Origin of the sequence: Rhizobium glycinendophyticum (genome assembly GCF_006443685.1) — a bacterium.
Taxonomy (GTDB): domain Bacteria; phylum Pseudomonadota; class Alphaproteobacteria; order Rhizobiales; family Rhizobiaceae; genus Allorhizobium; species Allorhizobium glycinendophyticum.
In genome coordinates this window covers 1,139,305-1,164,612 of record NZ_VFYP01000001.1, presented here as the reverse complement: position 1 = coordinate 1,164,612, position 25,308 = coordinate 1,139,305, and the positions used below count along the sequence as shown (strand labels likewise).

Sequence of the window (25,308 nt, the reverse complement as noted above, 5' to 3'; positions counted from 1 at the left end):
GGGCAGACACTGCCTCGGTCTCTTGCATTTCGGGGCCCGGACTTCTGCTTCCAATCAAGGCGTGGCGGTTGTTTCGGCTGGCATCCTGGCGGGCAGATCGGGGGCATCATTGGCCGGCGGATTGAATTCCAGTTCGGCAATCAGCGACTTCATCTCGCCGATCTCGCGCGCCTGCGCCTCGATGATGCCATCAGCCAGTTTTCGCACGCGCGGGTCATGGATATGAGCGCGTTCGCTGGTCATGATGGCGATCGAATGGTGCGGGATCATCGCCTTCATGTAGCTGACATCGGACACAGTCTCCTGGCTGCGCACCAGCCAGAGCGCCCCGGCGAAGACGACGACGCTGCCGGCGATGATGGCCGCGTTGACACGCTGGTTCCGATACATCGAGGCCATGAAACCCATCATGATCATCGCCATGACGGCCCCCATCAGCAGCGCCATCCAGGTGCGCGTCTGGCTGTAGGTGACGTGATCAAGGGCATAGGTGTTGAGATACATCAGGCCGAACATGACGACGGTGGAGGTGGCGATCATTGCAGCGAAACGGGTGTAGGACATGGGCGCCTCCGGGCTAGAGGTTCGGCTGCGGGCAGGTTCGCGGCCTGCGCGGCGGATGGGAGGCGAACAATGCAGGTGGAAGGATTGTTCCATGGGTTGGCGGAACCTCGGACGCTGTTTGTCAATGCCATCGATGAGGAGGCGCAGCTATCTGCCGTCGCGCGACGATCCGTTCCGCTCGATGCGACCGATGGCGCATATCGGAACGGCGCTGGAGATGGCGCAGGGGGCAGTAGAGTCACTTGTTGCAAAGTCGTCAGTTGGTATCCGCCCCCAGACGTGCGCGAATGGCGAGGGCTTCCTTGCTGCCCTCGGGGAGCACAAATGAGGGGGCGCAGGGTATCTCAAGTATCTGAATGGCAGCCGGTTGCGGTGATGCAGGAATGAAGGCACCAGAACCGGTCCCGATCGGCGAAGTCGGCTTTCTGAGCGCGAACAAATAGCGTCCGGGAACAAAGGGAAACCGTTCGTCGTGGGGTGGGTTTGCCCAAATGGCCTGAATCTCTCTGGCGGCTTCCCCCTTCAGGGTTTCTTCTACGACAAGCGTTAACCGGGCGTAATCCGTCAACAACCTGACGCCTGTGGCAGGTGCACTTTCAGGAACCAGACTGGCCAGCGTCTGGGTTGCACGACGGTGCGCCTCCTCATCACGCACCATCTCGAAAAAGGTAACGCGTGCCGAGACGACCCGATCCGCAAACTCTACATTCTCAGGGTCAACGGGCCGATGGATGATGCAGGCAGCGACCGGCTGGGCGACGAGGAGAGACACGCCGAGCCAGAAAATTTCACGCCGCATCGTCGCCCCCGCCTTCGCATAGCCCAACAGATCAAACCGGATGGTAACCACACCACTGACGTGCATTTTGGCAAAAGGAAGACTTTTTGGGGCGCAAACAAAGACCCATGCTTCTCAGCCGAACGCAGGTCTAATCAACTCCCCCAAACGCAAACGAGGGAGCTTAAAGCCCCCTCGCCTGTCTCACTTCACTGCCTTCCGGCTCACGCCGTCTGCATGGCCCCAGGCCCCGGCACTGCCCCCGGAGGGCATTTGCCGAGGATGATCATGCCCAAGACTTCGTCCTTGGTGACATCCTCGGTGCGGGCATGGCCCACGACGCGGCCGTTCTTCATGACGAAGACGCGGTCGGCGAGGTCGAAGACGTCGTGGATGTCGTGGCTGATCAGGAAGATGCCGATGCCGTCCTTCTTCAGCTGCTGGATCAGTTCGCCAACCTGGGCGGTTTCCTGCGGGCCCAAGGCGGCCGTCGGTTCGTCCATGATCAGGATCTGGGCGTCGAAGAGGATGGCGCGCGCAATGGCCACCGACTGACGCTGACCACCAGAGAGGGCTTTGACGGGCTCCTTGAAGCGCTGGAAGTTGGGGTTAAGGCGCCCCATGACTTCGCGCGCCTTGGCTTCCATTGCGACGTCGTCGAGCGTGCCCCAAGGGGTGCGCAATTCGCGGCCGAGATAGAGATTGGCGGCGGCGTCGACATTGTCGGCGACGGCGAGCGTCTGGTAGATCGTCTCGATGCCATACTTCTTGGCATCGCGCGGATTGCCGATGTCGGCGAATTCGCCACGGACCAGGATGTCGCCGTTGTCACGCTTGTAGGCGCCCGACAAGATCTTGATCAGCGTCGACTTGCCGGCGCCGTTGTGGCCGAGCAAGGCCACGACTTCTCCGGGGAAGAGGTCGACCGAGGCGTCATCCACGGCATGGATGCCGCCGAAGGAAATGGAAATGTTGCGCATTTCCACGAGTGGGGTGCGGTTTTCCGACATGAGTTTCAACTCCCCTTACTTCGCACGGGCGCGGTAGACGGTATCGAGCCAGACTGCGATCACGAGCACGATGCCGATGACAATGGCCTGCAGCGGCGTGTCGAGACCGAGCAGAACCATGCCCGAATTCAGTGATTGCATGACGATGGCGCCGAGCATGGCGCCCGCGATCGTACCGACGCCGCCGGCAAGCGAGGTGCCGCCGATGACGGCCGCGGCGATGGTGTAGAGTTCATCCAACGTGCCTTGCGCATTGGTTGCGGCGTTCAGGCGGGCGGTGGAGATGGCGGCGGCGATAGCGCAGAGAGCACCCATCAGCGCGAACATCTTGACGGTGACCCACTTCACCTTGATGCCGGCAAGTTCGGCAGCTTCCGGGTTTCCGCCGATGGCGAAGACGTAACGGCCGAAACGCGTGCGGTTGGTGATGAAGGCCATGACCATGGCGATGCCGATGGCGATCAGAACCGGGATGGCGATGCCGAGACCAATCTGCAATCCGCCTTCCGGCCAGTCGATGCCGTTGGCGGCCGCATATTTCTTCGCCAGGTTAACCGGCATATAATAGGTGTTGGCAACCCAGACGGCGCCGAGAATGGCAATGCAGCCGGCGAAGACGAGAAAAACTTCGGCCCAGATCGGACGCAGCGGGAAACCGAAACGACGGCGCTGGCGGCGGGTGTTGAGGATCGACAGGACGATCAGCAGGCAGGCGACCAGGCCGACGATCCAGCTGGCGGTGACGCCGATCGAACCATCCGCACCACCACCCATCAGGCGGTAGGTCGTGTCCATTGGTGCTACGGTCGCACCCGAGGTGACGAGCCAGGCGCAACCACGCCAGACGAGCAGACCGCCGAGCGTGACGATGAAGGCGGGAACGCCGAGGAAGGCGATGATGGCCCCCTGGAAGGCGCCGATGGCGGTACCGACTGCGATGCCGGCGCCAAGCGCGATCACCCACATCAGCGGATGTTCGAAACCGATGATCGGCGGCAGGATACGAGCCTGCAGCACGCCCATGATCATACCGACGAAGCCGAGAATGGAGCCGACCGAGAGATCGATATTGCGGGTGACAATGACAAGAACCATGCCGGTCGCCATGACCGAGACGGAGGCTGCCTGGACCGAGAGGTTCCAAAGGTTGCGCTGCGTCAGGAACAGGCCGTTCGACAGGAAGTCGAAGCCGATCCAGATGATGGCGAGCGCGATCACCATGCCGAGCAGGCGGGTGTCGATCTCGGTGGCGTTAAAGAAGCGTTTTACCGCTGACATGTTGGATGCCCGGGCTACGGGCGCAGGCGTGGCAAGGCTTTGATCCGCCATACAAGTATCTCCCCAGTCGTTTTTCGGCTTGCGATTTTGCCGGACGCACCAGCGTTCTGGCAGCGGACGATCAGGCCCGCCATGCGGATCGAGGCATCTTGTGTTCTTTGGCGAAATGCGGCGGGAAAGGCGACCCCTTAAAGCTGCAGTCCCCGTCGTCGCGCGATGCTCCCGACCAGTCGAAACGCCGCAGCGCAAAGGCTGCGGCGTCCCGGCTCAAGCTCTGTGGTCAGTCACGTTTGGATCAGTTGCAGGCAGCAACCGAACCAGCGGCAACGCCCTGGCATGCTTCTTCCTTGGAGATCCAGCCAGCGTCGATGACGGTGTTCAGGTTTTCCTTGGTGATCGGCAGCGGAGCGATGAAGTAGGAGTTCATTTCGACGCCCTTCGGGCCGCCGGCGAACTTTACCGTGCCTTCGATTTCGTCCATCGACTTGCCAGCGGCCAGTTCGTTGGCGATTTCGCCGGCCTTCTTGCCGAGTTCGCGGCTGTCCTTCCAGACAGACACGGTCTGGGTGCCGAGCGCCACGCGGTTCAGAGCAGCCTTGTCGCCGTCCTGGCCGGAGACCGGAACGGAACCGGCGAGACCCTGGGCTTCGAGCGCTGCCACAACACCGCCGGCCATGCCGTCGTTGGACGATACGACTGCATCGACCTTGTTGTTGTTGGCGGTCAGGAACTGCTCCATGTTCTTCTGGGCAGCTTCCGGCTTCCAGCCGTCCGTGTAGGCTTCACCGACGTTCTTGATCTTGCCGCCGTCGATGGCTTCCTTCAGCACTTCCATCTGACCGGAGTAGAGGAAGTCGGAGTTCGGGTCAGTCGAGGCGCCCTTGATGAAGACGTAGTTGCCTTCCGGCTTCACCTTGAACACTTCGCGAGCCTGCATACGGCCCACTTCCTTGTTGTCGAAGGTGATGTAGTAGGCGTCCGGGTTTTCGATCAGGCGGTCGTAACCGACGACCGGGATACCTTCAGCGGTTGCCTTTTCGATGGCCGGGCCGATGGCTTCCGAATCCTGGGCCAAAACGATCAGAGCGTTTGCGCCCTGGGCGATCAGGCTTTCGATATCGGTGAGCTGCTTGGCAGCAGACGTCTGGGCGTCGGCCGAGATGTACTTGTTGCCGGCGGCTTCAAGCGCAGCCTTGATCGCGGCTTCGTCGGTCTTCCAACGCTCTTCCTGGAAGTTCGACCAGGAGACGCCGACCGTCAGGCCTTCGGCGCTGGCGACGGAATGCAGGCTCACGATGACGGCAGTGGCTGCCATCAGCTTATAAACGGATTTCATTTTTAAACCTCCCGAGGTGATAGCGGACCGACGGAAGACCTCCCCACCGAACGACCCGCTGAAAAACTGCCCTTACCCCATGGACCCCCGTCCAATGGTTTTTCTCGACAGTCGAGAAAATAACTGGCAGAAGATTCTCACGCTGTCAACACGGGCCGGAGGAGGCTTGCCAACACAGTGACCAAATGCTTTGGGAGGAGCATGCGGTGGACCAAACGAAACCGGGCACAGTGCCCATGAAAGACGGCCAGAGGCCGAGCCCGAGGGCCAGCACGGAAGCCGTGCGTCAGCAGAACAGTGGCCTTGTTTTGCAGGTGCTGAGGCGCGAGGGGCCGCTTGCTCATACCGATCTCTCGACTGCGACCGGCCTGTCGTCGGCGACCGTCTCGGCGATCACCGCCGAGCTTGAAAAGCAGACCCTGATCGAGCGCCGCGAACTGCCGACGGCCGGCCATCGCGGCCGCCCCCGGGTGCTGTTTGCCCGGCGTCGAGCGGCAGCCCACGTCATTGCCGTGCGGATCTCTTCCCACGCCGTACAATATTCCCTCGCCGACTATCGCGGCACGATGATCGACCGATTCGAAGAGGCGCGCGACCAGGGGACACAGTCCCCCTCCGCCTTTCTCGCCGCCTTCCGGGCCGCCCTCGAACGGCTGGTCAGCCGATCTCGGCTCGCGATCACCGATATCGCCAGCATCTCGATCAGCAGCAAGGGCCTGGCCGACCGGGAGGGAGCAAAACTCCTGTGGTCTCCGATCTTCGGCTATGAAGCGCTCGATTTCGAGGCCGCGCTTTCAGATTTCGGCACGGCCCGCATCCACCTCTTCAACGAGAGCCTGCTTGTGACCCATGCCCTGGTGCTCAGGCTGGAAAAATCACGCCAGCAGCCGGTGCAGTCGCTCGCCACCCTGTCGCTCGGCCACTCCATCGGGCTCGGGGTGGCGCTGCGCGACCACCAAGGCCATCTGGAGGTTCGGGCGCCGAACTTCGGCCATATGCTGCATTCCGACGACGGCAAGCGCTGTCGCTGCGGCGCCTATGGCTGCATCGAGGCCTCGGCCGGCTTCTACGGCATCCTGCGCACTGCCTTCGAAGTGCCGCCGGACACGATCCCGGCGAGTTTCGTGCCGCTTTCGGAGATGGAGAAGATCGCAAGCCGCGCCCGCCAGGGCCACCGCGCCTCCGAATACGCCTTCCGCCAGGCCGGGCTGGCGCTCGGTCAGGGACTTTCGCGCATGCTGAGTCTGGCCGAAGAGACGATGCCGATCGCCATCACCGGTCCGGGCACGCGCTTCATGGACCTGCTCACCCGCGGGCTCGACGAAGGGCTGGCGCAGTCCCAGCATGTGCGGGTGCGCGGCGCTCCCGACATCCTGATCATCACCGAAGAGGAAACGCTGGTGTTCGAGGGTCATGTGGATCGGTCGCTAAGCGAGATCGACATGGTGCTGGGGGGATGAACGGGACGGCATTTCGGGTTACTACACCTCATGGTAGCATAGAGCTCATTAGCGGCTGGCGTTCTCCAGATATTTGTAGTAACAATAATGAGCATTTTGTTCGATCCTGAGAAGCGCAGAAAGGCTCTCGATGAACGGGGGCTGGACTTCTTGCGCGCCGACGAGGTGTTCGCGCAAAGGCATGTGACCGTTGCGGATACTCGACGCGATTATGGCGAGAAGCGATACATTACGATCGGCCTGCTCGACGGACGCATGGTCGTGATGGTTTGGACCGAACGCGGCGACGACGTGCGTATGATCAGCATGAGGAAGGCAAATGACCGTGAACAAGCCATCTATGGCTCCCGACTTGTCGGACATTGACGACGAAGCTCCCGACCTTTCCGAGAGCCCATGGCTAGAACGGTTTAGCGCAGCACCCGTGCGTAGCGGGCGTCCCAAAAGCCAGAAAACAAAGGTTTCGACGACTATCCGACTCGATGAGGATGTCATCGACGCCTTTCGCAGGGATGGGCCTGGTTGGCAATCACGCATCAATTCGGCTTTGAGGGAATGGCTGGAAATGAGGAAATGAACGACACCGTCGCCCCTTGATCCTCGACGGGCCCAGCGTTATCCCGGTGTTCCATCCTTAGCGTCGTCCGACGCATCCTTCGCCCTTCAGGAGCCGACGTTGATCCTGCTTTACATCTACATGGCCGTGGCCGCGGTCTTGCACCTCATTGCCGGTGCCATGGAATATCAGGGCCTGAAGCAGCAGGTCTCCGGCGCAAACGGGTTCATCTGGACCATGGTGACGCTGCTCATGACAACCGTGCTGTTTGTGACCAGCATCGTCACGTGGATCGCCTGGGACGGGTGGACAGCCTTGAAGACGCTTTTTCTGGGTGGGTTGTGGCTGGCGCTGTCCGGCTTTGCCTCGCTGATGTTGATGATGGCCGGAGGGCGCAAGTGAACTTCATCCTGGCCCTCGCGCGCCTCGTGCTGATCGCGCTGGGACTGGCGCTCGTCATTGGCTGGCTGAAGAACGAGGAGGCGGATCTGGCACTGACCCTGCCCTGGACGCTTTACCCTGTCAGCGGCGGGCTGGTCGCCGCGCGTGCCATCTTCGACTGGGAGGCATCGCATGCGCCGCGGGATCTCGTCATCGGCGCGGCGCGGATCGGCGGCTTCTTCGCCATCGTCTGCATTGCCCGCTACGGCTTCCCGCATTCGATCACGGCGGTTGCCGTGGCGTTTGTCGCCACGGCCATGCTGGCGGTCTACCGAACGGAGGCGTAATGGTTATGGGGACAAGTGCCCCATCCTTCTGCGCCATGCCCTTCCTGTTTTCTACTTCCCTTCACGCGCCTTGCGGGCGAATTCGTTGATCGCCGCAAAAGTTTGCTCGAAGCGGTTTTCGGCCTCGGCATCACGTTGGAAACGCACGCGCTGGACGAGGATTTCGGCTGGCGTCGGGTGCTTGGCGAAGAGCGCCATCACTTCGTCGATGAAATCCTTGAGTGGCAGGTATCCCTCGCGGCTGGACTGGCCGGGCGTGAGTTCCGTCTGCACCGCCGGCGGGGCGAGCTCGATCACCTCAATTTTGCCGGAGAGCGCGTCGCGCAGGCTCTGGGTGTAGCTATGGATCGCGGCTTTGGTCGCCGAATAGGTCGGGGTCGCGACCAGCGGCACGAAGGCGAGGCCTGAGGAGACGTTGACGATGGCGGCATTCGGGCGGGCGGCCAAGTGTTCAACCAGCGCGTCGATGAGCCGGATGGGGCCGAGCAGGTTGGTGGTGACGGTCGCTTCGGCGTCCGTCAGATCGCGCGACCGGTCGAGCGTCTCAAACCGCATGATGCCGGCATTATTGATCAGGACATTGATATCGGGGAAACGGCTGACCAGGGTTTCGGCAAAGGCGATGATCGCGGCCGGGTCTTCGATGTCGAGGGCGAGCGCGTGCATGTTCGGCCGGTCGCCAATGGTCGCTTGGAGGGCGTCGAGCCGGCGCCCGGCGATGATGACGGTGTTGCCGAGATCGTGGAAACGATGGGCGAGGGCCGCGCCGATGCCGGAGCCGCCGCCGGTGATGAGGATGGTGTTGTCTGTCATCTGCATGGGGGAAATCCTCTTCGCTGTTGTGCATCTCGTAACTAGGCCCCATACTCTCCATTACGAAGTAGGCACTGAAAAGATTTATACATACCCGAAGGAGAGTGTCTGGTGACAAAGGGATCAGCGCAGGCAAACAGTGTCGGACATGCGGCAGGGACGGTGCCTGAGAGCATCGATCCGGCGGTGGAAGCGCTGGTACAGGACATCATCGGCAAGGTGGCGGACCGCTGGACCATGCTCATCCTGGAAGCGCTGGAAGAGCATGGGACGCTGCGCTTCACCCAGATCGGCCGGATCGTTTCCGGCATCAGCCAGAAGATGCTGACCCAGACGGTGCGGCGCATGGAGGAGGACGGGCTGGTGAAGCGCACCGTGCATCCGGTCATCCCGCCGCATGTCGATTATGAGCTGACACCGATCGGCCACAGCCTTTCGGAGGCCTTTTGCGGGGTGTGGGTCTGGGCGGAGAAACACCGCGACGAGATCGAGCGCGCGCGGCGCGCCTTTGCCGAGGCGAATGGCAGCAAAAGACGTCCGGCTTGATTGCAGAGTTGGTGCACCCTACCCTCGGTCATAGAGGAGATCACCATGAACGCTGCCGCTGATCGAGACGCCCGCCACGGGGCGGGTTATGCCGCCTATGTTTTCGATGCCTATGGCACGCTGTTCGACGTGCATTCCGCCGTCCGGCGTCATCAGCAGGCGCTCGGCCCAGACTACCAGGCCTTTTCCGATCTCTGGCGCGCCAAACAACTGGAATATACCTGGGTCAGGAGCCTTGCCGGGCGTTACCGTGATTTTGCGACGCTGACGGAAGAGGCGCTGGATGTCTGCTTCGCGCGCTTTCCTGAGATCGATCGGAGCCTCAGGGCCGATCTTCTCGAGGCCTATCGGCGGCTTGATTGTTTTAGCGAAGTGCCGGTCGTGCTATCGACGCTCAGGCAGCAAGGGGCGCGTATCGCGATCCTGTCGAACGGGACGCCGGCCATGCTCGATGAGGCAGTGGCTGCGGCCGGAATCGGCACACTGATCGACGAGGTGTTTTCCGTCGATACGCTGAAGATCTACAAAACGGCACCGGCTGCTTATGCCCTTGCGACCCAATCGCTGGGGCTTGAGGCGCGGGACATTGCCTTTCAATCCTCCAATCGCTGGGATATTGCCGGTGCGAAGGCCTTTGGCTTCACCTGCCATTGGATCAATCGCGCAGGCGCGCCCGACGAATATCCCGAGCTTGCGCCTGACGGCGTGTTCTCAACGCTGGAAGGGCTCTTGGCATGACGCAGTTGCAGTGGTCGGCGCAGCAATATCTCAAGTTCGAGGACGAGCGGACGCAGCCGGCCCGGGATCTTCTCGCCCGTGTGCCACTTGAGCAGGCGGCTCGCGTCATCGATCTCGGCTGCGGGCCGGGCAATTCGACGGAGCTTCTGGTGGAGCGTTACGGACGCGATGCGGTGAGCGGGCTCGACAGCGATGACGACATGCTGGCGAAGGCGCGGGCACGGCTGCCGGATGTCACATTCCTCAAGGGCGATCTTGCGACGTGGCGGCCGCACAGAGCGGTCGATCTTCTCTATGCCAATGCCGTGTTCCAGTGGCTGCCAAACCATCTCGACATTCTGGCGGCGCTGATGGAGCACCTGTCGCCCCGCGGCGTACTGGCCGTGCAGATGCCGGACAACCTGGGTGAAGCGAGCCATGTGGCGATGGAGGAGACCGGGGGGGACGGGCCGTGGTCGGCCGCCTTTGCCGGCGGTCGAATCCGCCGCGCGCGGCTGCCCTCCCCGGCGAACTATCTGCAGAGGCTGCAGCCCATCTCGGCATCGGTCGAGGTCTGGCACACGGTCTATTACCATCCAATGGCGGATGCCGAGGCGATCGTCGCCTGGGTCGAAGGCACGGGGCTTCGGCCCTATCTGGCGGCAGTCGCGCCGGAACAGCGGGATGCGTTTCGCGCGGCCTATCTGAAACGAATCGACGTCGCCTATCCGCCGATGGCGGACGGGCGGCGATTGCTAGCGTTTCCACGGTTGTTCTTGGTGGCAGTTAAGGGATAGGCAGGACCGATCGCGTCTGAAAAAAGACCCCCTCTTCCCTGCCGGGCATCTCCCCCACAAGGGGGGAGAGGACTCGTGGCAAGCGCTCGGTTCCTGCATCAGAGGCTACGGCCTGGTTAAGCCCTTCCCCTTGTGGGGAGGGTTTGGGAGGGGTCTTTTCCGACAGAACGTAGCGACCCTCACAGCCAGCCGCGCCGGCGGAAATAGAGGAACGGCAGGAGTGCCGAGAGCACCATGAAGGCGAGCGCCATCGGATAGCCGATTTCCCAGCTGAGTTCGGGCATGGACTGAAAGTTCATGCCGTAGATCGAGGCGACCAGCGTCGGCGGCAGGAAGGCGACCGAGGCGACGGTGAAGATCTTGATGATCTGGTTCTGCTCCAGATTGATCAGGCCGAGCGTCGCATCGAGCAGGAAGTTGATCTTGCCCTGGAGGAATTGGGCGTGATCGCCGAGCGAAGTCGCATCACGCTGCAGGAGCTTGATGCGCTGGCGGGTGTCCTTGGCGGCCTTTCGGCCGGGCACTTCAAGGGCTGCGTGATAAGCGACGAGGCGGGAGATCGAGACCAGGCTTTCACGGGTCGCAGTCAACAGATCGCCCTTGCGGCCGATCTGCTCGATCAGGCCTTCGAGGTCACGCGATGACTTTTGCTTGTCACCCTGGTTCTCCGCTGTCTTGCCGTTGGCCTTGCGGGTGCGAAACACTTCGCGAGAGACGGCGTCGATCTCGTTGCCGCAGCGCTCCAGCACATCGGCCATGCGGTCGATGATGGCTTCGAGCAGGCCGAGCATGACCGTTTCGCCGGTCGAGCAGACGAGGCCGTTGCCGCGTTTTGCCCGGGCAAGGAAAGCGGCAAAGGGTTTGGGATCGGCATACCGCACGGTGACCAGCGTGTCGCCCTTCAGGATGAAAGTAACAGGAGTCTTGACCGGGTCATCGCCATCGAGACCGGCCAGTGCCGTCATGGTCATGAATTCGGCGCCGTCTTCCTGGTAGAGCCGGGCCGAGAGTTCGATCTCCTCCATCTCGTCACGGGTCGGAACGGCGATGGCAAGGCTCGCCTCGACTTGTCGGGTCTCGCCATATTCCGGATTGACGAGGTCGAACCAGACCGGGGCCCTGGCCTTGACGGCCGGGGTTTCGAGCGTCAGCACATCCGACGGCACGTCGCTGACGACGACGGGAGCCTCGACGGGTGCCGGATCGAAGGGCACGAGGTGATCGGCTTCGCGGGAAAACGAGCGCAGCATGGGCTTCTCCTTCGGTGACCGATCAGGCCACCTCAGCCCCTGCACTTCCAAGGACTAAAGACGGGCCATCGGCCGGATATGTGACGTCGAACTTCGACTGTCGGGGTTCATCTTTCTGTCCTCTTGTCTGGCGGGTTTTGGGACCGCCTCACAGAGGGATAGATGAGCCTGTGCGGCTGGAAAGTCAAGCGCGAGCAGCGGCTTGCCGCGGGTGCGAAGGCCTCCGGTGGCGGCGTGTTTGCGGACCCGCAGATGGCACGGTTGCACTCGCCCCTCACACCCGGTCGCGTCCGCGGTAAGTCTCGCCCTTGTCACCTTGCGTCGAAAAATGGCAGAGACCGGCATCATTGTCTTAGCTCCGGTTCGCCCGGCAACATTCCGGAGACTTCCCGTGATCAAGATCATGGTCCTTTTGCATGCGGCGCAAGGTCGGGACTGGCAGGCGCCGCCCAAGGGCAGCAGCCTGAAGACGCTGTTCGAGGCGCAGGCGCAAGGGTTCATCGAGATCCGTGGCGAATTCCAGAAGCGGCAGTTTCGGCTGACCAAGCTCGGTTCCGACACGGTGGAGCGCGACCGGCGCCGGCTGGAGGCAAGGCGGCAGACGGACTGAGGCGGGACGGAAACGCCCCTTCGGCGCCGTGCAATGACGCCGAAGGAACGCGTCGCCTTTGACCTTCAGATCTCCGCCTGCGGCTCATCGAACCGAAGCCGCAGGATCAGGAGCGCGCCCACGCCGTAGAGCGTGGCGACGGAGAGCCAGATGGCGCCGGGCCAGACCGGTCTTGCCAGCAGATAGAGATTGGAAAAGCCGAGCGGGGCAACGACCGAGGCGAGGCTCACGGTCGATTGCAGGAGGCCCTGGAACTTGCCTTGATCGGCCTCGCTCACCTGGCGGGTGGCGAGCGATTGCAGCGCCGGCACGCCAATTCCTCCGAGCGCCAGGATGGGCATGGCCGCAAACACCAACCAGCCCTCTGATGCGACGGCGAAGAGGCCAAGAGCCGCACAGGCGCTGGCGATGCCGACAAGGATCGCTGGTCGTTCGCCGAGGCGCTGGGTTGCAGGGCCTGGAAGAAAGGCCTGAGCGAGCGTCTGGCAGGTGCCGTATGCGCCAAGCGAAAGCCCGAGCCACAGACCGTTCCAGTGGAAGACGTCGTTGCCCCACAGCGCCCAGCAGGTGCCATAGGCTTCGCCAAGACCGCTGAACAGAAAGAAGATCAGCACCAGTGGCAGGACACCCTTCATCGTGAAGAGCCAACGAAAGGGGCGGAGCGGGTTAAGGGCGCCAATATCCGTTACCTGGTGCCCTTGCGTGCGGGTTTCCGGCAGGACAAAGAGGCAAAACAGGAGGTTTGCACCGGTCAGAACGGCTGCGGCCAGGAAGGGAAGCCTGACCCAGTGATCGCCAAGCAGTCCGCCGAGCACGGGGCCGATGATGAAGCCGATGCCGAACATGGCATTCATCAGGCCGAAGCGGCGGGCGCGCTGGTCTTGCGCGGTCAGGTCGGTGATATAGGCGGCCGCCACGGAGGTGTTGGCGCTGGTGAGGCCGGCCAGAGCCCGGCCGAGAAGCAGCAGCCACAGGCTGGGTGCAAGGGCCAGGAAAAAATAGTTGAGCATGGAACCGGCGAGCGAGATCAGCAGCACGGGGCGCCGGCCGAAGCTGTCGCTGAGCGCGCCCAGCAACGGGGCAAACAGGAACTGCATGGCGGCATAAAGTGCCATCATGATGCCGATATAGGGCGTGACGTCGCCGACATGGGTCACGTCTCTCAGCAGCGCGGGCAGGATCGGAAAGATCAGTCCGATGCCGATGGCATCGAGTACGACTGTCATCAGAATAAGGGTAAAGGGTCTGGTCATAGCGTTGGCTCCGGACGTCGGACGGCCACGCACAGGCGTGCGGTCAAAACGTCGTTCAGGCCCGAGATGCCTCGGGATCGGTTTCAGGGAGTCGCTGATCGGACCACGGATCGTGGTTCGATGTGTGCTTGACCGCATGGACGTCTATTCGTCCACCTGCTTACTCGCGCCATGGTCATATCACTGGCGGATCAAGGTAAGCGGTCGCTTTTCGCGATGGCGATTATCTAGATTGAGGGGGACCGTTTCGTCAAGCGCGTGGCGAGAACGGCGTTTCTCCTGCGGATGGAGGCGCGGGAGGAGTGGCGGGGCGGACTGCAAGGCCGTATAGAAGGACGAACCCGGCGCAGGTGCCGGTGGTGGCCCAAAATGCCCCGCCGCGCGCCTTCCGGTCCGACGCCCGCTGGTCCGGGTGTCGGTGCCCCTGCCCTGCCGGATGCCGGCGAAGACGAGAGAGACGACCGATGCGCGCCACCTGGAGCAAACCCGTGATCCTGCATGCGATCGGCGAAGACGGCGAGGACGTCGTGGTCGAGAATTCGCTCGGGGCGTCCTGGGCACTGATCGAGGACTGGCCTGAAGAGGATGGCGAGGCGCTGGACAAGGCGCTTTTGGTGCTTGGCGCCGTTGCCCAAGGCAAGGCGAAGGAAGAAGACGGCCGCAAGGCGCTGATCGCGGCCGCCCTCGAAGCGGGGGTGAAGATCACCGCCTGAGGGCGGTTTTGCTTCGCAAAGACAACAGTCTCTCGCCTCCGCCAAAGACTTCGAAGATTGGGCCGGACCCGATGCTCGCGGCTGACCTTTCCTGCCCGAAGTTTACGGAGTGAGGGTGGTCTCGGCGGGCTGCTCCGGCGGCAGCAGGGTTGCCTCGTCGGTGGTGTCACCTGTTGTGCCTTCGGGTGGCAAGGTCGGGTCGATCACCACGTCAGTGCTCGTGTCCGTGACGCCATCGGTGCCCGTTTCGGTTCCGACATCGGTGCCCGGATCGGTCCCCGTGTCCGGATCCGTGACCGTGCCCGGATCGGTCCCCGTGTCAGGATCCGTAACCGTGTCGGGATCGGTCCCCGGATCGACGGTCGTGGCGGCGAGTTCTTCGCGGATCTGGTCGATCTTGCCGACCGCCGGACCTACACCGAGCAGGTCCTTGGCCCAGGCAAGCGTTGCATCGTCGATCACCGTTCCGGGCTTGGCTGCCGCCTGCAATGCAGCGCGCAGGGCTTCGTCATCGAGCGTGACATCCGTCGGCACCGTATCGGCGCCGCCTGCCAGTTCAGCGGCGGCATAGGCCGTGGCGTAATCGCGGATCGCGGCCATGCGCGGGTCGGACGAGTTCATATAGGCGTGGTAGTTGCGGTTCAGCGAGTTGAGGCCGGCAAGATCGGCCTTGGCAGGGCCAAGCTCGGGTTTGACCTGCGGAACGGAGGCGAGCGTTGTGACGGCCTCGACCGGCTCTTCGGCAGGCGGAGCTGATGTCGGGCGCTTGCCGCGCTTTTCCGTGAGCTGGGTCCTCGTTGAGGCCTTCTGGCTCTTTGCCGCCTTCTGGCTCTTGCCCGTCAGGGTGTCCAGCGCGTCGGTCAGGATATTGCTCTTGCGGCTCGCGCCCTGGCTGCTGGCGGATTGACCGTGATCCGTGCTTTTGGCGTCGCGGGTTTCGGAGCCGCGATCCTTGCTGCCGCCATTGCCTCCGCCGTTGCCGCCACCATTGCCTCCTCCGTTGCCGCCGCCATTCCCTCCGCCATTGCCGCCCTTGGCGAAGGCGGTGGAAACGGCAAGGCCGCCATCACCGGAGAAGGGCACGACAGGCGCCGTCGTCAGGGCAAGCGTGAGCGTGGCCAGAATGGCGATATGCTGGGTCTTCATGGTGGTCCTCCGGGCGTATCAGATGGGCGCTGGCATCAGGCCGTCGTCAGGGTCAACTGTCGCAGGCAGACGTGAGCATCGCGTCAAGAGATCCATTCGAATTTTAGCAGATTCTTTGATTCCTGCGCGAAGGCAGACGAGGCTCAGCCCATGACCCGCAGCGTGACGGCGGCGAGGACTGCATAGCGGCCGAACTTGGCGAGCGTCACCAGCACCAGGAAAGGCACAAGGGGCGCGCGCAGCACACCGGCGACGAGGGTGATGGGATCTCCGATCACGGGCATCCAGGACAAAAGCAGCGACCATAGGCCGAAGCGGCGATACCAGCCGGAAGCCCTGTCAAGCGAAGCCGGAGAGACGGGGAACCAGCGTTTTTTCCGGAAGCGTTCGATGAAACGGCCGAGGATGTAGTTGACCAGGGAGCCCGCCACATTGCCGACCGTCGCCACCAGCAGAAGGGCGGTCAGCGGATGGCGTTCGGTGACGATCAGGCCGACAAGCAGCGCCTCCGACTGCGCCGGCACAAGCGTCGCGGCGAGGAAGGCTGCGGAAAACAGGCCGAGATAGCTGGCAAGATCGATCAACACGCAGGCTGTCTAGCCTGGGCGGTGAGTGGTGGCAATGTCGCAAGCTCGCGATGAGACAGGCTCCGATACAGGCTTCGCCCCCGATCTCGGCCTTCAAGAAGCCTCATGCCATTCTGGCAGGGGACGGATCGGCGCCCAGGGGATCGCCGGACACGGACAGTTTCAACCGGCTGGCGGCGACAGCATAACCGCCGGCAGCGCCATCGATGAAATGCATGTGACCGCGTTCCAGCGGCGTCGGCACGAAGCAGGTCATCAGGGCCGATTCCTGCAGATGCAAGCCGTAGCGACAGATCCCGGCGGCAGCGGCCGTCTCCAGGAGGTCGCGGATGCGCGCGAGCCGTGCGGGATCGGTGTCGACCGTCATCTTCAGCCCGTCGTCGAACTTGCGAAAATCCGTGTTCATGCGCACGTCGCGCACATAATCATGGGCATCGAACCGGCCGAACTTGAGACGGGTGCGGTGGAGAAAAGCGGTCAGGTAATATTGCAGGAGAATATAGAGCTTGCGCTGCAGGCGCCGCCCCGGCGGCGCCGTGGCGCGGGCTTCGAGGTTGAGCGCTTCCAGCGTCAGGCCGAGGGTCGGGCCGCCGTCGGCAACAGGATGGCCCATTTGCGCGTCGGCGGAGGCAATGGTGACGATCTCGCCGACGAGGCGGCGGAACTCCCGGTCGCGGTCGGCTGCCGCCGGCTGAGCGATGATCGAGGCGATGGCGCCGTTGCGGGCAGCGATCGGCTGCCAGCGGCAGGAGAGACCGGAGAGGTTCGGCTGGGTTCCGGGCGGCGCCGGATCGACCAGATAGCGGCCGGCCTTCATCTCCGCCTCGGCCCAATGGCTGCCGCCGCCGGAAAACATGGCATAGGTCACGCCTTCGCTGACGGCGAAGCGCGCCAGGCGGACATCCTGGCCATGGGCCCTGATATCCGCAACCGGCACCAGAGCTGTCCGCATATCGAGGCCATACTCCTCCTCAACCCAGCGGCGCACGGCGGCAAGTGCCGTGCGCGCCGTCTCGCCATCTTCCGGGGGAACAGCCACCAGCGCTCCGTCGCCGCCGAAGATGAAGGGCAGATCGTGCTCGCCCGTGCCGTTGAGGATTGCGGAGATGACGGCGACGCCGGCGAGATTGACCGACTTGTAGCGGCCGGCCGCGATGGCTGCGGTGGAATCGACGATATCGGCGACGGCGAGCATCCAGCCATCGGGCAGCGGATGGTAGTTGCCGTCATCGATCACGCCTTCGAACTTCTCGAAGGCAGGAATGGTAAGGAAAAAGCTTGATGCGGTGGCCTTGCTCATCACGGTGACCTCACAGCGGTCCATGTCGCCTCTTACACCAAACCCTGACCAGACGAACCTATCCCATAGGCTCTTGTCATCAGGCTTTGGTATGATTGTCACGATCACAGCGACGACGACGGCATCAAAATAGTTTCGATGACCTTCGCTCACAATCACGTGCGAAAGATAGCCGGGGACAAAAAGACTGCTGGTGGCAGCGGCAGGAGAGATGAGCGGCCCGCCCACTGCGGGCGGGCCTGCCTTTTATCAGACGACCCGGCGTGCGGCGTCTTCGACGCTCTCGCCGGCACGTTCGCCGTCGCGGTAACCCTGGTCGGCCTCGTCATCGGGCGCATGATCGCGCACGGCATGGGGTGTGGGGGTGGTGATCGCACCATGATTAGGGTCGTTCACATCCTGGCCCATGCTGCCGTTTTCATCCGGCATGCGCTCCCGTGCGCTTTCGACGCGGCGCCGGTTGCGCTCCATGTTGGCCGCCTCGATGAGGTCGGTCAGTTCGGTCTCGGACATGCCGGAAAGGTCAAGGGGGCTGGTCATCGGGATATCTCCTCGGTTTGCGCGCGGCGCGGAGCGTCGTCGGCGGGGTCGAGGACATAATGCGCGAGGGCGAAAAAGGTGCCCGCGTCGGTAGGGACGGCCGGGCGGAGGCCTCTGCCTCCGCCCGGCCCAAGACTTTAATTAGGCGGCGCGATGCACAGAATGTGCCGAACTGTTACCGGTCGCCGGTGAGGTCTTGAAGCGGGCGATCAGACCATAAAGCGTCTCTGCGCCTTGGGCGAGCGACGTGGCGGCCGCGCTGGCTTCCTCGACCGTGGCGGCACTCTGCTGGGTGACCTTGTCCAGCATGTTGATCGAGGCATTGATCTCCCCGATGCCCGTCGCCTGTTCGCGGGCCGCCACCGAGATTGCCTCGACATTGGCGTCGATTTCCTGGACCTGCTCCACGATCGACTCCAGTGCGTTGCCCGTCTTGTCGACAAGGGTCACGCCCTGGCGCACGGCCTCGGCGGATTTCGCGATCAGGCCCTTGATGTCCTTGGCGGCGCTCGCCGAGCGCTGGGCCAGTTCGCGGACTTCCTGAGCGACCACTGCAAAGCCCTTGCCGGCTTCCCCGGCACGCGCGGCTTCGACGCCGGCGTTCAGCGCCAGGAGGTTCGTCTGGAAAGCGATTTCATCGATCACGCCGATGATGTTCTCGATTTCCTTTGATGCATTGGCGATGTCGTCCATGGCCGCCGTCGCCTGTTTGACGACGGTGCCGGAGGCTTCGGCATTGGAGCGCGTCTCGCCGACGAGGCGGGTGGTCGCGACCGTGCGGTTGCTGGTATCCTTGACGGTGGAGTTGATCTCCTCCAGCGCTGCCGCCGTCTGTTCGACTGTCGCGGCCTGACGTTCCCCATTGTTCGCGATGCCGTTGGACACGTCCTGGATCACTGTGGCGTTGTCGGCAACCGACTGGGCGGACTGGACGATCGCCGCCACGGTCTGGTCGAGGGCCTCGGCCGCGGTGTTGACGTCGAGACGGGTCGTTTCGAGCACCACATCCAGCGGCTCGCTGATCCTGACGGTCAGATCGCCTTCGGCCAGCCGCTTGATGGCGGCTCCGATGATCTTGACCGCCTTCATGCGCGGGGTGATGTCGGTCGCGACCTTGATGACCTTGTAGACCTTGCCGCGCGAGTTGAAGACCGGCGAATAAGCGGCCTGAATCCAGACCTCGCGACCACCCTTGCCATAGCGGACGAAGTTGGAGGATATGAACTCGCCAGCCCGCAAGCGCTCCCAGAATTGGGCATAGTCGGCTGTCGCCGCGTAGGCGGGTTCGCAGAACATGCGATGGTGCTGGCCGACGATCTCCTGGCTCGCATACCCCATCGTGCTCAGGAAATTCTCGTTGGCGTCGACGATGGTGCCGTCGACCTCGAATTCGATGATCGCCTGAGACTGGTTGATGGCACGCAGACGATTGCCTTCGTGCAGGGAGGCCATCTTGGTCCCGGTGATGTCGGAAGCAAGTTTCATGACACGCACGACACGGCCATTGTGGAAGACGGGGTTGTAGGTGGCTTCGATCCACACATCCTGGCCCGTCTTGCTCTGCCGGCGGAACTGGCCGCTCTGGAAGCGGCCCGCAGCAAGATCGGTCCAGAAGCGCTGGTAATCCGGAGATGTCCGGATTGCATCTTCGCAGAAGATACGATGATGCTTGCCGACGATCTCGTTCAGTTCGTAGCCCAGTGCCTTGCAGAAATTATCGTTGGCATCGAGGATTGTCCCATCTGGCTTGAACCAGATCATGGCTTGGGAATTGGAGAGCGCGCGCATGTCATCGGCAACGCGGGAGGCGTGCAAATAGTCGGTAAACATGGATTTTCCTCGGAGCATATTTGCGGTTATATGAGCACACGCCGATTAATGCTTCCTAAATCGGTACCCTCCTGCTGCGTGAAATAGAACCGTCTTGCTGCTGGAGGCGGGAACCGCGCCTTGTCCCATCGGGAACGGGTGACAGCCGCACGCGTTGCCCCGGTATGGGGGCCTGCAGATGCAGTTCCCGACCAAGGAGAACGCCATGCCTTTCAATGAGGAGACCTGGATCTGTCTGTCAGGCGGCAATGCGCTGGGCGCATTTCATGCCGGCGGGTGCGAGGCGCTCGCCATGGCCGGCGTGGAGCCCACGGTCATCGGCGGAGCGTCGGCGGGTGCGCTGATCGGCGCGATCTTTGCCGGCAATGCGCTCGAGCAGCGCATGACGCGGATGAAGGAGTTCTGGGCGCTGGCGCAGCAGTCGTCTTTCCTGCCTCAGTCGAAGGCGGCACAGATCGGCAGCGGCCTGCAGACGCTGATGGCGGGGCGGCCGGGGCTGTTTCACCCGCACTTCCCCCTGCCGCTTGCCAGCTCTCTCCTGGGCTTTTCCAGACGACCAAGCCTGTTCGATACCGCACCGCAGCGCCGGCAGCTGGAGCGGTTCATCGACTTCGACCGTCTGAACCACGGTCCGATCCGCTTCGTGGTGACGGCCGTGGATGTGGAAAGCGGGGAGCTTGCGGTTTTCGACACGCGGCAGGCGCCGATTACGGTCGATCACCTGATGGCAAGCAGTGCCTTTCCGATCGCCTTTCCGCCGGTGGAAATCGAGGGACGCCATTTCGCCGATTCGGGTCTCGTCTGCAATCTGCCGCTGGAGCCCCTATTTGCGGAGAAGCCGACGGCCGCCGTCACCTGTCTGGCGCTCGACACCGCCACACCACAGGGACCGGTGCCATCAAGCATCGACGAGGCATTGCTGCGGGCACAGGACATCCTGTTTGCCGGCCAAAGCCGCCGGGCTCTGGCCAGCGTTCATGAGCGGCTGGCCGGATGGCGCGTGGGGAATGAAGAAGCCCCCGACAGCCGGGTGCTCTACCTGCCCTATCATGCTGAGGACGGCGTGGAGGCGGGACTGAAGATGCTGGATTTTCGCGCCGATAGCGTGCAGCAGCGCTGGAGCGAGGGAAAACGGAAGGTCGAGGCTGCGCTTGTGGCCATGCGGGACGAGCGCTGCCCTGTCTGATGGGCGCGTATGTGTGATGGCGTTGCCCAGTGCGGTTTCAACCGCAAGCGGACCGCCCCCGCCGGGCTATGCCGGGCGGAGGGGTTTCCGAACCCCGGGGTTCAGCGTTCGGGATTATCGGCATTGGCCATGGGGGACGGTCGGCCATCTTCGCCATCTTCGCCCTGGCGCTGATCGATGTCTTCCATGTCGGCATCGACGAGATAGGTATCGGTGCCACCAAGGCGCGCGGCTTCACGAACGGCATCATGATTGGTCATGTCGATCTGGGCATCCAGCCCTTCTTCGGCCCTTTCAGGGTCTTCGCCGAGTACCGACAGGTTTTCGTCGCCTTGCCCGCCGAGCAGGTCGGCATTGCCATCGGGCCGCTTGGCATGGGCTTCTCGATAGCCCTCCTCGCCGGCGCCGGCTTCGTGACCGCTCTCGCCGACCGGATCGGCCAGCTTGCGGATGCCGTTTTCACGATGGTTCATCGCGGTGTCGTTCGTCTCGTGATCGCTCATGGGTCTTCCTCCGTTGGTGGTTATGGTCTTGTTTCTTCAACGAGGCGAAGGCTGCTTCGTTCCGCCGCCCGGCATTTTGCGCGGCCCGGCAGACAGATGTCGGCAGGTCCATGGACTTATTGCGAAACGTGTTTCGGCATGCTCTAAAGCGAAGCAGGCAAGGGTGGGTCGGCATTCGGAGAGAAACGTCATTGACCTTGGGTCCAAACCTCGTCTTGCGCTGGTTCCGGGCAATTCAGATCGGCGGCGTCTTGCTGCCCCTGATCGGTTGCCTCATCTGGACCTCGCTGTCGTTCAGAGCACAGTGGAACGCGGCGACCGAACATGCGGTCGATACCGTCGGCCTGGTGCGGCAATATTCGCAACGTCTCGTCGAAACACAGTTGATCAAGCACAGGGCGGCGCTGAGCCGGGTCGAGGGTGAGAACACGCAGTTTTTGCGCTCTGAGCCGTTTCACCGCTTTCTCACTGCCCTGGATTCCGACCGGGCCCTATCTTACGGCCTCGCCGTCATCGCACTCGACGGCGAGGTGATCGCCTCAAGCCGCAGCTTCCCCGTCAATGTACGCTTCGGCCAGCGGGACTATCTCGACGCGGTGCGCGACGGCGCCGGGCTGTTCATCGACCGGATCAAGCTGGAACCGGGCGACCGGGACGCAATGGTCGTGGCCAGCGCCTTCATCATCCCCGGCTTTCGCGGCGCGATCGTCTCGTCCATGCCGGCGGAGAGCAGCCGGACCTTCCTGCGCACCATCGCCGCCTCCGACGGGGAAGCGGCCTCGCTGCTGCGCGAGGACGGCAAGCTACTGGTGCGGCAGATCCCCGCCGAACCCCTGTGGCTGCCCCCGGACTCGCCGGCTTTGACGAGCATCAAGGGTGTCAATGAAGGCGTCTACGAGGCGCTGGCGGTTTCCGACGGCATCAAACGCATCTATGCCTTCAGCCGCCTGGAAAACCTGTCGCTGGTGGCCAATTTCGGGGTGCCGACCGACCAGATCTTCCAGGCGACATTTCAAACCTCGCTGCCGGTCTGGCTGCTGATGCTGGCGATCAGCGCCTTCACGCTGGTGGCGAGTGGCTTGGCGCGGCGCAGCATTCTCGCCCAGATCGATGCGGAGGTGCGGGCGCTCAGACTGGCAGAGGCCGAAACCCGGGCCCATCAGCGCTCCGAACTGGTGCGCGAGATGAACCACCGGGTGAAAAACAATCTCGCCATGGTCAGCAGCCTGATCAACCTGCATCAGCGGCAAAAGGGCAAGGTGGACGCGCAGGACCTGCAGATGCGCGTGCGGGCGCTGGCGGAGGTGCACGACCTGCTGTACCGATCGAGCCAAGGCGAAAAGATTGACCTCGGCATTCTTCTGCGGCGCGCCTGCGATCCGGGCACGCTGATGCCGGAAGAGCGCGGCATCCGCTTCGACTATGTGCTGCCCGAGGGGATCTTGTTGGCGGCGGACCGCGCCTCGCCGCTGGCGCTCGCCGTGCTGGAGCTCGTCACCAATGCCGTCAAACATGCCTTTGTCGAGCGCGACAGCGGTACTATCCACCTCACGCTGAAAGCCGTTGGGGAGGAAGAGGGCGAGATCACCATTTCGGATGACGGGGTTGGCATGGCCGTCGAGACGACACGCCGCTCCGGCACCGGCCTCGTCGACGCCTTCGTGCAGCAGGTGGGTGGCGAAATCAGCCGCACCGTCGAAAGCGGCACACGTTATGTGATCCGGTTCGCGCTGTAGCGGGCGCTCGTCATTACCCAGAAAGCCGGATATTGCCTCTGCCACACGGCCTGCGATCCATCTCGTGTCCCTAAAGAAAGGCGCCGACACGAGCCGCCGATGGACGCCCCGGACGTTTCTCCGCGCGCTGCCTGGTCAGGCGGCCTTGTTCGGGGAGAAGGCAGGATGGCCGCCTCTCAGCACCGAGGTCTGGAAGCGCGAGACGAGGCCGTAGAGATCGCGTGCGCCTTCGGCGAGCGACGCGGCGGCGGCACTCGCCTCTTCGACGGTCGCAGCACTCTGCTGGGTGACCTTGTCGAGCATGTTGATCGAGGCGTTGATCTCGCCGATGCCTTGCGCCTGCTCGCGGGCGGCGCCGGAAATCGCGTCGACATTGCCGTCGATTTCCTGCACCTGATCGACGATCGACTGCAGAGAATGGCCGGTCTTGTCGACCAGCTCGACGCCATGGCGCACGGCGTCCGCCGATCTCGCGATGAGGCCCTTGATGTCCTTGGCGGCGCTCGCGGAGCGCTGGGCAAGTTCACGCACTTCCTGGGCGACGACGGCGAAACCCTTGCCGGCCTCCCCTGCCCTGGCGGCTTCCACGCCGGCATTCAGGGCGAGCAGATTGGTCTGGAAGGCGATCTCGTCGATCACGCCGATGATGTTTTCGATTTCGCGCGACGAGCCGGCGATCTCGTCCATGGCGGCCGTCGCCTGGGTGACCACCGCACCCGAGGCTTCCGCATTGGAGCGGGTCTGGCTGACGAGTTGCGTCGTGGCCAGGGTACGGGTCGTCGTATCCTTGACGGTGGTGTTGATCTGCTCGAGCGCTGCTGCCGTCTCCTCGACCGTGGCGGCCTGGCGCTCGCCATTGGCGGCAATGCTGTTCGAGACATCGCTGATGACGGCGGCATTTTCAGACAGGGCCTGAGCGGCACGCACGATACCGGTCATGGTCTGGTCGAGGGCCTCAGCGGCCGTGTTGACGTCGAGCCGGGTGTTTTCGAGTACGGCATCGAGCGGTTCGGTCAAGCGGACCGTGAGGTCTCCGTCCGCCAGGCGTTTGATGGCCTGGCCGATGATCTTGACCGCGCGCATGCGCGGGCTGATGTCTGCGGCGACCTTGATCACCTTGTAGACTTTGCCGCGCGAATTGAAGACCGGCGTGTAGGCCGCCTGGATCCAGACCTCGCGCCCACCCTTGCCGTAGCGGACGAAATTGGAGGAGATGAACTCGCCGCCGCGCAGGCGCTCCCAGAATTGTGCATATTCCGCCGTCCGGACGTAAGCCGGATCGCAGAACATGCGATGGTGCTGGCCGATGATCTCGTCATGGCCATATCCCATCGCCTTCAGGAAATTGTCGTTGGCCTGGACGATGGTGCCGTCGATCTCGAATTCGATGATCGCCTGGGACTGGTCGATGGCGCGCAGGCGGTTGCCGTCGTGCAGCGATGCGACCTTGGATGCCGTAATGTCGGACGCAATCTTGAGAATGCGCACCACGCGGCCGCCGCTGAAGACCGGATTGTAGGTGGCCTCGATCCAGACATCGTCACCATTCTTGCTCTGGCGGCGGAACTGGCCACTCTGAAATTTGCCGGCGGCGAGTTCGGACCAGAAGCGCTGGTAATCGGGCGATTGGCGGATCGCGTCTTCGCAGAAGATGCGGTGATGTTTGCCGACGATCTCGTCTAGCGTGTAGCCGAGGGTAGTCAGGAAATTTTCGTTGGCGTGGAGGATCGTGCCATCCGGAGAAAAGGAAATCATCGCCTGCGCGTTGGAGATCGCCCTCATGTCGTCGGCAAGCTTATTCGCATTGAGATAGTTCGAGAGCATGTTCGCCTCCAGCGTGTAACCATGCCCATCAAACCTGCGTTTTGTTAATTACAGCTAAATTTCGAGGCGCTTTTAAGCAGAATTGCGCACGTCAGGCGAGAAATAGGGAAGCGCTGCCATTCCGGTCGAGGCGGACACCTCATTCTTTGGGAGGCGGTTTTGATATGCCGCGTGTGAGGCTGGCCATGCTGCGGGGCGGATGATGGATGAGATCCGGCGGGATCCGAACAGCCGCCGGACGTGCATC

The 25,308-nt window shown here is 62.9% G+C and carries 27 protein-coding genes; 12 read left to right on the top strand and 15 right to left on the bottom strand.

Annotation, left to right across the window (positions count from 1 at the left end):
• Positions 1-54: 54 nt before the first annotated feature.
• The 5 genes from FJQ55_RS05650 to xylF form a co-directional block, all read right to left on the bottom strand.
• Positions 55-564 carry a DUF305 domain-containing protein gene (locus tag FJQ55_RS05650; protein WP_140826693.1) on the bottom strand — a complete coding sequence of 170 codons (510 nt, stop codon included), beginning with the start codon at positions 562-564 and terminating at the stop codon, positions 55-57.
• A gap of 256 nt (positions 565-820) precedes the next feature.
• The gene (locus FJQ55_RS05645; protein ID WP_140826692.1) at positions 821-1,363 is read right to left on the bottom strand and encodes a hypothetical protein; all 543 of its coding nucleotides are present in this window, start codon (positions 1,361-1,363) and stop codon (positions 821-823) included.
• A gap of 203 nt (positions 1,364-1,566) precedes the next feature.
• Complete coding sequence (locus FJQ55_RS05640; protein WP_140826691.1) at positions 1,567-2,352, bottom strand: ATP-binding cassette domain-containing protein; 786 nt, start codon at positions 2,350-2,352, stop codon at positions 1,567-1,569.
• 15 nt (positions 2,353-2,367) lie between these two features.
• Positions 2,368-3,681, bottom strand: a complete 1,314-nt coding sequence (locus FJQ55_RS05635; RefSeq protein WP_140826690.1) for a sugar ABC transporter permease — start codon at positions 3,679-3,681, stop codon at positions 2,368-2,370.
• 244 nt (positions 3,682-3,925) lie between these two features.
• On the bottom strand, positions 3,926-4,966 hold the full coding sequence (gene xylF, locus FJQ55_RS05630) for a D-xylose ABC transporter substrate-binding protein (protein ID WP_140826689.1): 1,041 nt from the start codon (positions 4,964-4,966) through the stop codon (positions 3,926-3,928).
• 236 nt (positions 4,967-5,202) lie between these two features.
• Between xylF and FJQ55_RS05625 the strand changes: the two genes are divergently transcribed.
• From FJQ55_RS05625 to FJQ55_RS05605, 5 genes are all read left to right on the top strand, one after another.
• A complete protein-coding gene (locus FJQ55_RS05625) occupies positions 5,203-6,426 on the top strand; it encodes an ROK family transcriptional regulator (protein ID WP_246085124.1) in 1,224 nt (407 codons plus the stop codon).
• An 87-nt stretch (positions 6,427-6,513) separates the two neighbouring features.
• Complete coding sequence (locus tag FJQ55_RS05620; RefSeq protein ID WP_140826687.1) at positions 6,514-6,792, top strand: BrnT family toxin; 279 nt, start codon at positions 6,514-6,516, stop codon at positions 6,790-6,792.
• On the top strand, positions 6,746-7,003 hold the full coding sequence (locus FJQ55_RS05615; protein WP_140826686.1) for a BrnA antitoxin family protein: 258 nt from the start codon (positions 6,746-6,748) through the stop codon (positions 7,001-7,003). The genes FJQ55_RS05620 and FJQ55_RS05615 overlap by 47 nt, the downstream gene beginning before the upstream one ends.
• Before the next feature lie 99 nt (positions 7,004-7,102).
• The gene (locus tag FJQ55_RS05610; protein ID WP_140826685.1) at positions 7,103-7,384 is read left to right on the top strand and encodes a hypothetical protein; all 282 of its coding nucleotides are present in this window, start codon (positions 7,103-7,105) and stop codon (positions 7,382-7,384) included.
• Positions 7,381-7,710, top strand: coding sequence for a hypothetical protein (locus FJQ55_RS05605; protein ID WP_140826684.1), 330 nt, complete (start codon positions 7,381-7,383; stop codon positions 7,708-7,710). Before FJQ55_RS05610 ends, FJQ55_RS05605 begins: the two co-directional genes overlap by 4 nt.
• Before the next feature lie 51 nt (positions 7,711-7,761).
• Here FJQ55_RS05605 and FJQ55_RS05600 read toward each other — a convergent pair whose 3' ends face one another.
• A complete protein-coding gene (locus tag FJQ55_RS05600; protein ID WP_140826683.1) occupies positions 7,762-8,529 on the bottom strand; it encodes an SDR family oxidoreductase in 768 nt (255 codons plus the stop codon).
• Between the two features lie 156 nt (positions 8,530-8,685).
• On the opposite strand from FJQ55_RS05600, the gene FJQ55_RS05595 reads away from it, so the two are divergent.
• From FJQ55_RS05595 to tam, 3 genes are read left to right on the top strand one after another with little or no spacing between them, the layout of a single operon-like run.
• Entirely contained in the window at positions 8,686-9,069 is a 384-nt protein-coding gene (locus FJQ55_RS05595) for a winged helix-turn-helix transcriptional regulator (RefSeq protein ID WP_246085123.1), read from the top strand.
• Between the two features lie 45 nt (positions 9,070-9,114).
• The gene (locus tag FJQ55_RS05590) at positions 9,115-9,807 is read left to right on the top strand and encodes a haloacid dehalogenase type II (protein WP_140826682.1); all 693 of its coding nucleotides are present in this window, start codon (positions 9,115-9,117) and stop codon (positions 9,805-9,807) included.
• Between the two features lie 5 nt (positions 9,808-9,812).
• Complete coding sequence (gene tam / locus FJQ55_RS05585; protein ID WP_140829110.1) at positions 9,813-10,583, top strand: trans-aconitate 2-methyltransferase; 771 nt, start codon at positions 9,813-9,815, stop codon at positions 10,581-10,583.
• Between the two features lie 179 nt (positions 10,584-10,762).
• Here the strand turns inward: tam and FJQ55_RS05580 are convergent, their stop codons facing one another.
• Positions 10,763-11,833, bottom strand: coding sequence for a magnesium transporter CorA family protein (locus tag FJQ55_RS05580; RefSeq protein WP_140826681.1), 1,071 nt, complete (start codon positions 11,831-11,833; stop codon positions 10,763-10,765).
• A 403-nt stretch (positions 11,834-12,236) separates the two neighbouring features.
• Between FJQ55_RS05580 and FJQ55_RS05575 the strand changes: the two genes are divergently transcribed.
• A complete protein-coding gene (locus tag FJQ55_RS05575; RefSeq protein WP_140829108.1) occupies positions 12,237-12,443 on the top strand; it encodes a hypothetical protein in 207 nt (68 codons plus the stop codon).
• A gap of 65 nt (positions 12,444-12,508) precedes the next feature.
• Here FJQ55_RS05575 and FJQ55_RS05570 read toward each other — a convergent pair whose 3' ends face one another.
• Positions 12,509-13,696 carry a TCR/Tet family MFS transporter gene (locus tag FJQ55_RS05570; RefSeq protein ID WP_140826680.1) on the bottom strand — a complete coding sequence of 396 codons (1,188 nt, stop codon included), beginning with the start codon at positions 13,694-13,696 and terminating at the stop codon, positions 12,509-12,511.
• 464 nt (positions 13,697-14,160) lie between these two features.
• On the opposite strand from FJQ55_RS05570, the gene FJQ55_RS05565 reads away from it, so the two are divergent.
• Complete coding sequence (locus tag FJQ55_RS05565; protein WP_062275446.1) at positions 14,161-14,409, top strand: DUF982 domain-containing protein; 249 nt, start codon at positions 14,161-14,163, stop codon at positions 14,407-14,409.
• Between the two features lie 102 nt (positions 14,410-14,511).
• On the opposite strand, the gene FJQ55_RS23520 is transcribed toward FJQ55_RS05565, so the two are convergent.
• From FJQ55_RS23520 to FJQ55_RS05530, 5 genes are all read right to left on the bottom strand, one after another.
• A complete protein-coding gene (locus tag FJQ55_RS23520; RefSeq protein ID WP_208758182.1) occupies positions 14,512-15,555 on the bottom strand; it encodes a hypothetical protein in 1,044 nt (347 codons plus the stop codon).
• A 143-nt stretch (positions 15,556-15,698) separates the two neighbouring features.
• Positions 15,699-16,139: a YqaA family protein gene (locus FJQ55_RS05545; RefSeq protein WP_140829105.1), complete on the bottom strand. Its 441-nt coding sequence runs from the start codon at positions 16,137-16,139 to the stop codon at positions 15,699-15,701.
• A 106-nt stretch (positions 16,140-16,245) separates the two neighbouring features.
• On the bottom strand, positions 16,246-17,442 hold the full coding sequence (locus FJQ55_RS05540; protein WP_140829103.1) for a DUF3095 domain-containing protein: 1,197 nt from the start codon (positions 17,440-17,442) through the stop codon (positions 16,246-16,248).
• A 249-nt stretch (positions 17,443-17,691) separates the two neighbouring features.
• A complete protein-coding gene (locus FJQ55_RS05535; protein WP_208758181.1) occupies positions 17,692-17,982 on the bottom strand; it encodes a hypothetical protein in 291 nt (96 codons plus the stop codon).
• 141 nt (positions 17,983-18,123) lie between these two features.
• Entirely contained in the window at positions 18,124-19,812 is a 1,689-nt protein-coding gene (locus tag FJQ55_RS05530; protein ID WP_140826676.1) for a methyl-accepting chemotaxis protein, read from the bottom strand.
• Positions 19,813-20,017: 205 nt separating this feature from the next.
• Here FJQ55_RS05530 and FJQ55_RS05525 point away from each other — a divergent pair, with 205 nt between their 5' ends.
• A complete protein-coding gene (locus FJQ55_RS05525) occupies positions 20,018-20,998 on the top strand; it encodes a patatin-like phospholipase family protein (RefSeq protein ID WP_161596949.1) in 981 nt (326 codons plus the stop codon).
• 101 nt (positions 20,999-21,099) lie between these two features.
• Here FJQ55_RS05525 and FJQ55_RS23305 read toward each other — a convergent pair whose 3' ends face one another.
• A complete protein-coding gene (locus FJQ55_RS23305; protein ID WP_161596948.1) occupies positions 21,100-21,501 on the bottom strand; it encodes a hypothetical protein in 402 nt (133 codons plus the stop codon).
• A gap of 191 nt (positions 21,502-21,692) precedes the next feature.
• On the opposite strand from FJQ55_RS23305, the gene FJQ55_RS05520 reads away from it, so the two are divergent.
• The gene (locus FJQ55_RS05520) at positions 21,693-23,237 is read left to right on the top strand and encodes a sensor histidine kinase (protein WP_161596947.1); all 1,545 of its coding nucleotides are present in this window, start codon (positions 21,693-21,695) and stop codon (positions 23,235-23,237) included.
• A gap of 135 nt (positions 23,238-23,372) precedes the next feature.
• Here FJQ55_RS05520 and FJQ55_RS05515 read toward each other — a convergent pair whose 3' ends face one another.
• Complete coding sequence (locus tag FJQ55_RS05515) at positions 23,373-25,061, bottom strand: methyl-accepting chemotaxis protein (protein WP_140826673.1); 1,689 nt, start codon at positions 25,059-25,061, stop codon at positions 23,373-23,375.
• Positions 25,062-25,308 lie beyond the last annotated feature (247 nt).

Bases quoted from the DNA above. Each gene is read 5' to 3' on its own strand.
- FJQ55_RS05635 (WP_140826690.1), bottom strand. From the start codon at position 3,681: ATGGCGGATCAAAGCCTTGCCACGCCTGCGCCCGTAGCCCGGGCATCC.
- FJQ55_RS05580 (WP_140826681.1), bottom strand. From the start codon at position 11,833: ATGCTGCGCTCGTTTTCCCGCGAAGCCGATCACCTCGTGCCCTTCGAT.
- FJQ55_RS05570 (WP_140826680.1), bottom strand. From the start codon at position 13,696: ATGACCAGACCCTTTACCCTTATTCTGATGACAGTCGTACTCGATGCC.
- FJQ55_RS05640 (WP_140826691.1), bottom strand. From the start codon at position 2,352: ATGTCGGAAAACCGCACCCCACTCGTGGAAATGCGCAACATTTCCATT.
- FJQ55_RS23305 (WP_161596948.1), bottom strand. From the start codon at position 21,501: ATGAGCGATCACGAGACGAACGACACCGCGATGAACCATCGTGAAAAC.
- FJQ55_RS05535 (WP_208758181.1), bottom strand. From the start codon at position 17,982: ATGACCAGCCCCCTTGACCTTTCCGGCATGTCCGAGACCGAACTGACC.
- FJQ55_RS05615 (WP_140826686.1), top strand. From the start codon at position 6,746: ATGACCGTGAACAAGCCATCTATGGCTCCCGACTTGTCGGACATTGAC.
- FJQ55_RS05515 (WP_140826673.1), bottom strand. From the start codon at position 25,061: ATGCTCTCGAACTATCTCAATGCGAATAAGCTTGCCGACGACATGAGG.
- FJQ55_RS05625 (WP_246085124.1), top strand. From the start codon at position 5,203: ATGAAAGACGGCCAGAGGCCGAGCCCGAGGGCCAGCACGGAAGCCGTG.
- FJQ55_RS05565 (WP_062275446.1), top strand. From the start codon at position 14,161: ATGCGCGCCACCTGGAGCAAACCCGTGATCCTGCATGCGATCGGCGAA.
- FJQ55_RS05600 (WP_140826683.1), bottom strand. From the start codon at position 8,529: ATGCAGATGACAGACAACACCATCCTCATCACCGGCGGCGGCTCCGGC.
- FJQ55_RS05650 (WP_140826693.1), bottom strand. From the start codon at position 564: ATGTCCTACACCCGTTTCGCTGCAATGATCGCCACCTCCACCGTCGTC.
- FJQ55_RS05525 (WP_161596949.1), top strand. From the start codon at position 20,018: ATGCCTTTCAATGAGGAGACCTGGATCTGTCTGTCAGGCGGCAATGCG.
- FJQ55_RS05620 (WP_140826687.1), top strand. From the start codon at position 6,514: ATGAGCATTTTGTTCGATCCTGAGAAGCGCAGAAAGGCTCTCGATGAA.
- FJQ55_RS05530 (WP_140826676.1), bottom strand. From the start codon at position 19,812: ATGTTTACCGACTATTTGCACGCCTCCCGCGTTGCCGATGACATGCGC.
- FJQ55_RS05540 (WP_140829103.1), bottom strand. From the start codon at position 17,442: ATGAGCAAGGCCACCGCATCAAGCTTTTTCCTTACCATTCCTGCCTTC.
- FJQ55_RS05645 (WP_140826692.1), bottom strand. From the start codon at position 1,363: ATGCGGCGTGAAATTTTCTGGCTCGGCGTGTCTCTCCTCGTCGCCCAG.
- FJQ55_RS23520 (WP_208758182.1), bottom strand. From the start codon at position 15,555: ATGAAGACCCAGCATATCGCCATTCTGGCCACGCTCACGCTTGCCCTG.
- xylF (WP_140826689.1), bottom strand. From the start codon at position 4,966: ATGAAATCCGTTTATAAGCTGATGGCAGCCACTGCCGTCATCGTGAGC.
- FJQ55_RS05575 (WP_140829108.1), top strand. From the start codon at position 12,237: ATGGTCCTTTTGCATGCGGCGCAAGGTCGGGACTGGCAGGCGCCGCCC.
- FJQ55_RS05590 (WP_140826682.1), top strand. From the start codon at position 9,115: ATGAACGCTGCCGCTGATCGAGACGCCCGCCACGGGGCGGGTTATGCC.